Origin of the sequence: Kocuria rhizophila (assembly GCF_003667225.1) — a bacterium.
GTDB lineage: Bacteria > Actinomycetota > Actinomycetes > Actinomycetales > Micrococcaceae > Kocuria > Kocuria rhizophila.
Genome location: NZ_RCOM01000100.1, coordinates 1 through 7,276 on the forward strand (window position 1 = coordinate 1; position 7,276 = coordinate 7,276).

General features: G+C 71.4%; 9 protein-coding genes and 2 tRNA genes. 5 read left to right on the plus strand and 6 right to left on the minus strand.

Going from position 1 to position 7,276, the window contains the following annotated elements; genetic code table 11:
- From D9R02_RS10630 to asd, 5 genes are all read left to right on the plus strand, one after another.
- A partial coding sequence (locus D9R02_RS10630; protein ID WP_147435358.1) for a SixA phosphatase family protein occupies window positions 1-615 on the plus strand: 615 nt, incomplete at its 5' end.
- Between the two features lie 78 nt (window positions 616-693).
- Complete coding sequence (locus tag D9R02_RS10635; protein ID WP_019309685.1) at window positions 694-1,515, plus strand: thymidylate synthase; 822 nt, start codon at window positions 694-696, stop codon at window positions 1,513-1,515.
- Window positions 1,512-2,159: a dihydrofolate reductase gene (locus tag D9R02_RS10640; RefSeq protein WP_121566886.1), complete on the plus strand. Its 648-nt coding sequence runs from the start codon at window positions 1,512-1,514 to the stop codon at window positions 2,157-2,159. The genes D9R02_RS10635 and D9R02_RS10640 overlap by 4 nt, the downstream gene beginning before the upstream one ends.
- A gap of 37 nt (window positions 2,160-2,196) precedes the next feature.
- A complete protein-coding gene (locus D9R02_RS10645) occupies window positions 2,197-2,541 on the plus strand; it encodes a GNAT family N-acetyltransferase (RefSeq protein ID WP_059281422.1) in 345 nt (114 codons plus the stop codon).
- Window positions 2,542-2,722: 181 nt separating this feature from the next.
- Window positions 2,723-3,859 (plus strand): aspartate-semialdehyde dehydrogenase, encoded by a 1,137-nt coding sequence (gene asd, locus D9R02_RS10650; RefSeq protein WP_121566887.1) that lies wholly within the window; start codon window positions 2,723-2,725, stop codon window positions 3,857-3,859.
- 85 nt (window positions 3,860-3,944) lie between these two features.
- Here asd and D9R02_RS10655 read toward each other — a convergent pair whose 3' ends face one another.
- The 6 genes from D9R02_RS10655 to D9R02_RS10680 form a co-directional block, all read right to left on the minus strand.
- Complete coding sequence (locus tag D9R02_RS10655; protein ID WP_019309689.1) at window positions 3,945-4,352, minus strand: PGPGW domain-containing protein; 408 nt, start codon at window positions 4,350-4,352, stop codon at window positions 3,945-3,947.
- Window positions 4,353-4,404: 52 nt separating this feature from the next.
- Window positions 4,405-5,679 carry a UDP-N-acetylmuramate dehydrogenase gene (locus tag D9R02_RS10660; protein ID WP_121566888.1) on the minus strand — a complete coding sequence of 425 codons (1,275 nt, stop codon included), beginning with the start codon at window positions 5,677-5,679 and terminating at the stop codon, window positions 4,405-4,407.
- A gap of 11 nt (window positions 5,680-5,690) precedes the next feature.
- The gene (locus D9R02_RS10665; RefSeq protein WP_019309691.1) at window positions 5,691-6,173 is read right to left on the minus strand and encodes a MaoC family dehydratase; all 483 of its coding nucleotides are present in this window, start codon (window positions 6,171-6,173) and stop codon (window positions 5,691-5,693) included.
- Window positions 6,170-6,619 (minus strand): MaoC family dehydratase N-terminal domain-containing protein, encoded by a 450-nt coding sequence (locus tag D9R02_RS10670; RefSeq protein ID WP_019309692.1) that lies wholly within the window; start codon window positions 6,617-6,619, stop codon window positions 6,170-6,172. Before D9R02_RS10670 ends, D9R02_RS10665 begins: the two co-directional genes overlap by 4 nt.
- Window positions 6,620-6,909: 290 nt before the next feature.
- Window positions 6,910-6,983: transfer RNA gene (locus tag D9R02_RS10675), tRNA-Met, on the minus strand.
- 53 nt (window positions 6,984-7,036) lie between these two features.
- Window positions 7,037-7,108 (minus strand) — tRNA-Thr (locus tag D9R02_RS10680).
- Window positions 7,109-7,276 lie beyond the last annotated feature (168 nt).

Consider the following 7,276-nt stretch of genomic DNA (forward strand, 5'->3'; position numbering starts at 1 on the left):
GAGTGGGTGACCGTGGAGCGGGCCCGGGAGATGCTCACCAACACCGACGACCGGGCGCCCCTGGAAGAACTCGCGAGGCTGCACTCCCGCGCGTGCCTGGCCACCCGCCCCGTGATCGTGATCCGCCACGCCAAGGCCAAGCCGCGTTCGTCCTGGCAGCGGGCCGAGGGGGACCGCCCCCTCGCGGCCACCGGCAAGCGGCAGGCCCTGGCCGTGACCCGGCTGCTCGCGGCGTGGCAGCCCGAGCGCGTGGTTACTTCCCCCTGGCTACGCTGCATGTCCACGGTGGTGCCCTACGCCACCAAGCACAACGTGAAGGTCAAGGAGCGTCCGCAGCTCACCGAGGCCACCCACAAGCGCCACCCCAAGCGCGCCGCCCAGGTCACGGAGCAGCTCTTCGACAGCGAGCGCCCCGTGGTGCTGTGCACCCACCGCCCCGTGCTCCCCACCGTTCTCAAGGTGCTCGCGTCCCACATGCCCTCCAGGATGGCCAAGGAGCTGCCGGACTCTGACCCCTACCTGAGCCCGGGTCAGATGATCGTGATGCACATGCCGCGCGGCTCCCAGCGCTCCCGCGCCGTGGCGTTCGAGATCATCTCCCCGTTCGACGACTGACCACCCCGCGGTGGCGCCCCCGCGGCCCCCGCCAGCAGAGAGCGCGACGCGAGCGTGCGGCGTCGTGAGAGGAGAGCCATGAGCGAGATCCCCACACCGTACGAGGACCTGCTGCGGGACGTCCTGGAGAACGGGACGCCCAAGACGGACCGCACCGGGACCGGGACGCTGTCGGTGTTCGGGCGCCAGATCCGCTACGACCTCAGCTCCTCCTTCCCCCTGCTGACCACCAAGCGTGTGCACTTCCGCTCCGTGGCGCTCGAGCTGCTGTGGTTCCTCTCCGGCTCCTCCAACGTGCGCTGGCTGCAGGAGCGCGGGGTGAGCATCTGGGACGAGTGGGCGGACGAGAACGGGGACCTGGGTCCGGTGTACGGCGTGCAGTGGCGCAGCTGGCCCGCCGGGCACGGGGAGACGATCGACCAGATCGCGCGCGTGGTCGAGTCCATCCGCACCACCCCGGACTCCCGGCGGCACATGGTCACCGCGTGGAATCCCGCGGAGGTGGACCGGATGGCGCTGCCCCCGTGCCACGCGCTGTTCCAGTTCTACGTGCAGCCGCGCGAGGACGGCCCGGACGCCCTGAGCTGCCAGCTCTACCAGCGCTCGGCGGACCTGTTCCTGGGCGTGCCGTTCAACATCGCCTCCTACGCGCTGCTCACCGTGATGGTGGCCCAGCAGTGCGACCTGGTGCCCGGCGAGTTCGTGTGGACCGGCGGGGACTGCCACATCTACACCAACCACCTGGAGCAGGTACGCACGCAGCTCGCGCGCGAGCCCTACCCGTACCCCACGCTGCGGCTCACGCGTCGCCCGGAGACCATCTTCGACTACGCGTTCGAGGACTTCGCGGTGGAGGGCTACCAGCACCACCCCGGCATCAAGGCACCGGTGGCGGTGTGAGCGCGGACCGTTTCCCCGCCCCATCCCGGACCCAGCCCCCGGCGGACGACGACGCCGCTCACGCCCCGTCCGCGAGCGGCACGGGCGGCGTCGTCGTGGGGGCCATCTGGGCGCAGAGCCCGAGTGGTGTGATCGGGGTGGACGGCGGTATCCCGTGGCACCTGTCCGAGGACCTGAAGTTCTTCGCGCGCACCACCATCGGGCACCCCGTGGTCATGGGCCGGCGCACGTGGGAGTCCTTCCCGGAGAAGTTCCGTCCGCTGCCGGGACGGCCGAACATCGTGATCACGTCCCGTCCGGAGTCCGTGCCCGCGGACGGCGAGCGCGTGTGGGCCGTGGGCTCCTACACCGAGGCCCTCGACCTCGCCGTGTCCCTGCTCCCGGCTTCCGGGCCGGAGCACGAGGACACCGCCCGTGAGGTGTGGGTGATCGGCGGGCCGGGAGTGTGGCACGAGGCCGTGTCCCACCGGCCGCTGCCGCTCACCCGTGCCCTGGTGACCACCGTGGACCTGGACGTCACCGGGGACACCCACGCTCCCGCGCTGGAGGGCTCCTGGTCCCGCCGGGAGGTCGCGGACTGGGCCGAGTCCCGCAACGGCACCCGGTTCCGGATCGACGAGTGGACGCACACCCCCGTGGGATAGCGTGATGTCCCACACACACCGAGCGGAGGAGTCCCCCGTGAGCGACGAGAGCACACCGAGCACCGTCACGAGCCCTGAGCTGAAGATCGTGCCCAACCACGACGACTCCCGCTACGAGCTGTGGGACGGCGGGCAGTACATCGGCTTCCTGGGCGTGGAGGTGCTCCCGGACGGCACCGTGGACCTGCAGCACACCATCATCTCCGAAGCCTTCGGCCGACAGGGCTACGCCCGCACGCTCGTGACCCGCGTGCTGGACGAGTACCGCGAGCGCGGCACGAAGGTGCGGGCCACGTGCAGCTACGTGCGGGACTTCATGGACCGCTTTCCGTCCTACCGGGACCTGCTGGCCACCACGCCGGACCCGCGCGCCGAGGGCTGAGCCCGGCCCCGTGGCGTGGCGGGCCGGGAGGTCGTGGCCGGGTGCGCGCGGAGCAGAGGTGTGCGGACGGGGCGGGGGCGAGCGGCGCCGTGGTGGGTTGCTCACTCGTGGCCGGGGACGAGGCGTCGACCCTCGTCCCAGCCCCGGACCGGGCCCACGCCTCCTGGCTAGACTGGGCGGCATGACTTCACACCCCGCCGCCGTAGGTTTCATCGGTTGGCGCGGCATGGTCGGCTCCGTGCTCATGGACCGCCTGCGCGCCGAGAACGACTTCGCGGAGCTGGACCCCGTGTTCTTCTCCACCTCCGCCGCTGGGGAGCCGGCACCGGAGATCGACGGTCTCGGAGACACCGGCACCCTGCAGGACGCCCACGACCTCGAGGCGCTCGCCAAGCTCCCGGTGCTCGTGACCACGCACGGCGGGGACTACACCACGGCCGTCCACGGAGCCCTGCGAGCCGCCGGCTGGGACGGCATCTGGATCGACGCCGCCTCCACGCTGCGCATGGACGACGACGCCGTGATCGTGCTGGATCCCGTCAACCGGGACGTCATCGACGCCGCCCTGGACCGCGGTGCGAAGGACTTCGTGGGCGGCAACTGCACCGTCTCGTGCATGCTCATGGGCCTGGGCGGGCTGTTCCGCAACGGGCTGGTGGAGTGGGCCACCTCCATGACCTACCAGGCGGCCTCCGGCGGCGGCGCCCGCCACATGCGCGAGGTGCTGCGGCAGTTCGGGGACCTCAACGGCACCGTGGCCGAGCAGCTGTCCGATCCGGCGTCCGCGATCCTGGAGATCGACCGCGCCGTGCTGGCCGCCCAGCGCGGCGGGGAGCTGGACACCACCCAGTTCGGAGTGCCCCTGGCGGGTTCGCTCATCCCCTGGATCGACGCGGACCTCGGCAACGGCCAGTCCCGCGAGGAGTGGAAGGCCCAGGCGGAGACCAACAAGATCCTGGGCCGCTCCGGGGACGCCACCATCCCCGTGGACGGGCTGTGCGTGCGGATCGCCGCCATGCGCTCCCACTCCCAGGCGCTCACCCTCAAGCTGCGCGAGGAGATCCCCGTGCCCGAGATTGAGCGGCTCCTGGACGAGGACAACGAGTGGGCCACCGTGGTGCCCAACACCAAGGAGGACACCATGAGGGACCTCACCCCCGTGGCCGCCTCCGGTTCGCTGCAGATCCCCGTGGGTCGCATCCGCACCCTGTCCATGGGACCGCAGCACGTCTCCGCGTTCACCGTGGGGGACCAGCTGCTGTGGGGCGCGGCCGAACCCGTGCGCCGGATGCTCAAGATCGCCCTCGGGACACTCTGAGACAGCGGGGTTCCGTCCGGCTGCGTGGCCGTCACGACGGCGGCCCCTCGTCAGTGCCGCGGCTCGCGTGCCGCGGCTGCCCTGGTCACTGGCCTGTCGAGGGGTCCGTGGCACGCATGTGCCGCGGCCCCTGCTCCCACCCGTGCGGCTTGTCCCGTGCCCGCCGGTAGCGCCACTCGGCCACGAGGTTGGACCACCAGCGCCACATCCGCAGTGCCGCCCGCTTGATGCGCATGTTGAGCCGGTGCGCCCACTCGAACTCCGTGCTCCAGATGCCCAGCCCCAGGAAGATGAACAGCCACCCGGGCCCCGGGGTCACGAGCATCACGAGCCCCGCGAGCGCGAACACCCCGCCGAGCACGATCACGATGCCCTTGTGCAGCACCCGCAGCACGGGGTGCCGCTCGGAGAAGGCCCGCAGCCGCAGGACGGCGTCGTGCACCCGACCGCCACGTTCACCGCGCTCGATCTCCTCGTGGAGCTCGGAGCTCACGACAGCACCGCCCGGGACTCGGAGAACGACGCCGCCGCGGGGCGCGCGCGTCTCACAGGGACAGCCCCAGCAGCACCGGCTCGGGTTCCAGGCGCACCCCGAAGACCTGCTCAACACCGCGCTGCACCGCACGGGCCACTGCTGCGACGTCCTCCCCGGTCGCCTCCCCGCGGTTGGTCATGGCCAGGGTGTGCTTGCTGGACAGGGACGCCCGGCCCCCGGCAACGTCCTCCCCGGCCAGGTTCAGCAGCTCGTTGCGTGTGCCGGGCAGCCCAAAGCCCTTGCCAAAGCCCGCGTGGTCGATCAGCCACGCTGCGGAGAACTTCACGGCGCCCTCCACGGTGCGGCCTCGTGCATCCAGGACCGGGTACCGGGGGGCGTCCGCCGGAATCCGGTCCGTGAGCTCGTGCTCGGGCACCACGGGGTTCGTGAAGAAGGAGCCCGTGCTGAAGGTGTCCCGGTCCTCGGGATCCAGCACCATGCCCTTGCCCGCCCGCAGCCGCAGGACGGTGTCCCGCACGGTGGTCAACGGGGCGCGCTCCCCCACCTCGACACCCAGAGCGGTGGCCAGCTGCGCATAGCGCACGGGCGTGGAGTCCTCACGCCGCTCCAACCGGAACGTCACGGAGAGCACCACGTACCGCGGTGAGCCGTGGTCCGTGCTGCGCTTGAGCAGGGAGTCACGGTAGGAGAACTCGAGGTCCTCGAACGAGAACGTGCGGCTCCGCTGCTCCTGCCGGTCCCACACGCGCACCCGCACGATGTTCTGCGAGACCTCCGAGCCGTAGGCGCCCACGTTCTGCACCGGGGTGGCGCCCGTGGTCCCGGGGATCCCGGCGAGCGTCTCCAGCCCGGCGAGCCCGCGCTCCACGGTGTCCCGCACGAGGTCGTCCCACGGGTGTCCGGCCGCGGCCTCCACGAGCACGGAGCGCTCGTCCGCGGCGTCGCCACCGGTCTCGGTCCCGGTCTCGGTCTCGGCGCCACTGTGGGCCGGGGGCAGATGCTGGGCGGCGCCGTGGGGGGCCCCGCCGTGGGGAGATGCTCCGGCCGGCTCGCGGGCGACGTCGTCAGACGGTGCACTGCCCGCCGTGCGGCGCGGGTCCGTGACCGTGAAACCCCGGGTGCCCACGAGCACCACCGTGCCCTCGAACGGCTCGTCCGAGGCGAGGATGTTGGACCCCCCGCCCACGATCAGCACGCGCTCCCCCGCCTGGTCGGCGCGCGAGACCGCCGCCACGAGCTCCTCCTCCGTGCTGGCCTCCACGCAGCGGGAGACGGGGCCGCCCACGGCCGTGGACGTGAGCTGGGAGAGTCGCGGTGCATTCATGGTGGTCAATCCTAGTGCGGGAACCTCACGACGGCCTGGGCCTTGACGAGCACCTTGAGCGCCGTGGCGGTCTCCGGCTTCGCATCGGGGTCCGAGAGGTCCGGGGCGGTCACCGTGAGGTCCACGCGCGCGGTGCGCGCCTGCGGATCCACGGCCCCGACCACACCGCTGACCGACAGCGCGGTGCTCGGCTCGACCGCCGTGCCGTACGCGTTGGGAACCACCACGGGCTTGGTGAAGCGGGTCTGGTAGTCCACCACGGCACCCGGGTCACCGGCCCACTCGGTCACCAGCCCCACGGCCACGCCCATGGTGAACATCCCGTGGGCGATCACGTTGGGCAGACCCACCGACCGGGCGAAGTCCTCGTTCCAGTGGATGGGGTTCATGTCCCCCGAGGCTCCCGCGTAGGCCACGAGGTCCGCGCGGGACACCTCGATCCGGCGCTCGCCGATCTTCTGGCCCTTCTCCAGGCTCTCGAACTCCACGCTCACTGGTCCTCTCCTCGTACGAGAAGCGACGACACGGTGGTCGCCACCTTCTCCCCGTCCACCGTGGTGACCTCCACGCGTGACGTCACCATGGCCCCCGTTCCCAGCGGTCGCACGGCATCCACCGTGACCGCCGCCGTCAGCTCGTCCCCCGCCACGACGGGCCGGTGGTGCGTGAAGCGCTGGTCCGCGTGGACCACGCGCGAGAAGTCGATCCCGGCCTCGGGGTCGTTGACCAGGGCGGCGTCGGCCCGCTGGGACACGACGATCGCGAAGGTGGGCGGGGCCACGAGGTCCGGGTAGCCGGCCGCCTGCGCGGCGGCGACGTCGTGGTGCACGGGATCCGTGGCCTTCACAGCGGTGGCGAACTCACGGATCTTCTCGCGGCCCACCTGGTACGCGGGGATGGACGGGTAGGTGGTGCCCACCACGTCAGGGGATACGGCCATGGTCTCCTCGATTCGACGGACGGCTTTCCGCCCAGCCTATCGGCCCCTCCACTCCCCGGTCCGCCGACGACGCGTGGCCCGGGACGGTGCACTCGCGCTCGTCAAATGCAGGGCTTGGCCGACGACGGCGCACCGGGTACATGTCACCGAGGCCCGGGCACCGGGGGTGGTGGCCCGGGCCCCGCACCCTCCCGCGTGCACGCATGCACCGGACATCCACGGCGCGGGACCAGCGGCGGAGCCGGACACGGAAAAGGCGCCGTTCCCCGAGGGGAACGGCGCCTGAACGGTAGCGGTGGACGGGCTCGATCCGTCGACCTCACGATTATGAGTCGTGCGCTCTAACCAGCTGAGCTACACCGCCACATCATGGATGAAACCCGCGGTTCGCAAGGTTCCGCAGGTTGTCATCATGAGAGCCCCGACCGGGAATCGATCCCGGGACCTCCATCTTACCAAGATGGCGCTCTACCACTGAGCTATCGGGGCAACGCGGAATACTCTAACAGCATCTCAGCGCGATGCACAAAACGGCTCTGGCCCCTGAATCACGCGACGCGTGCCCGCCCACAGCGCCGGTGAACCGGCCCGCGCAGGGCGGGGGGCGCTGGTCGTCGCAGGTGGCGATCAGGGCGGGGATGGCCGGCGCAGGGGTTG

Coding starts and splice junctions, on each gene's coding strand:
- D9R02_RS10635 (WP_019309685.1), top strand. CDS start 694: ATGAGCGAGATCCCCACACCGTACGAGGACCTGCTGCGGGACGTCCTG.
- asd (WP_121566887.1), top strand. CDS start 2,723: ATGACTTCACACCCCGCCGCCGTAGGTTTCATCGGTTGGCGCGGCATG.
- D9R02_RS10660 (WP_121566888.1), bottom strand. CDS start 5,679: ATGAATGCACCGCGACTCTCCCAGCTCACGTCCACGGCCGTGGGCGGC.
- D9R02_RS10670 (WP_019309692.1), bottom strand. CDS start 6,619: ATGGCCGTATCCCCTGACGTGGTGGGCACCACCTACCCGTCCATCCCC.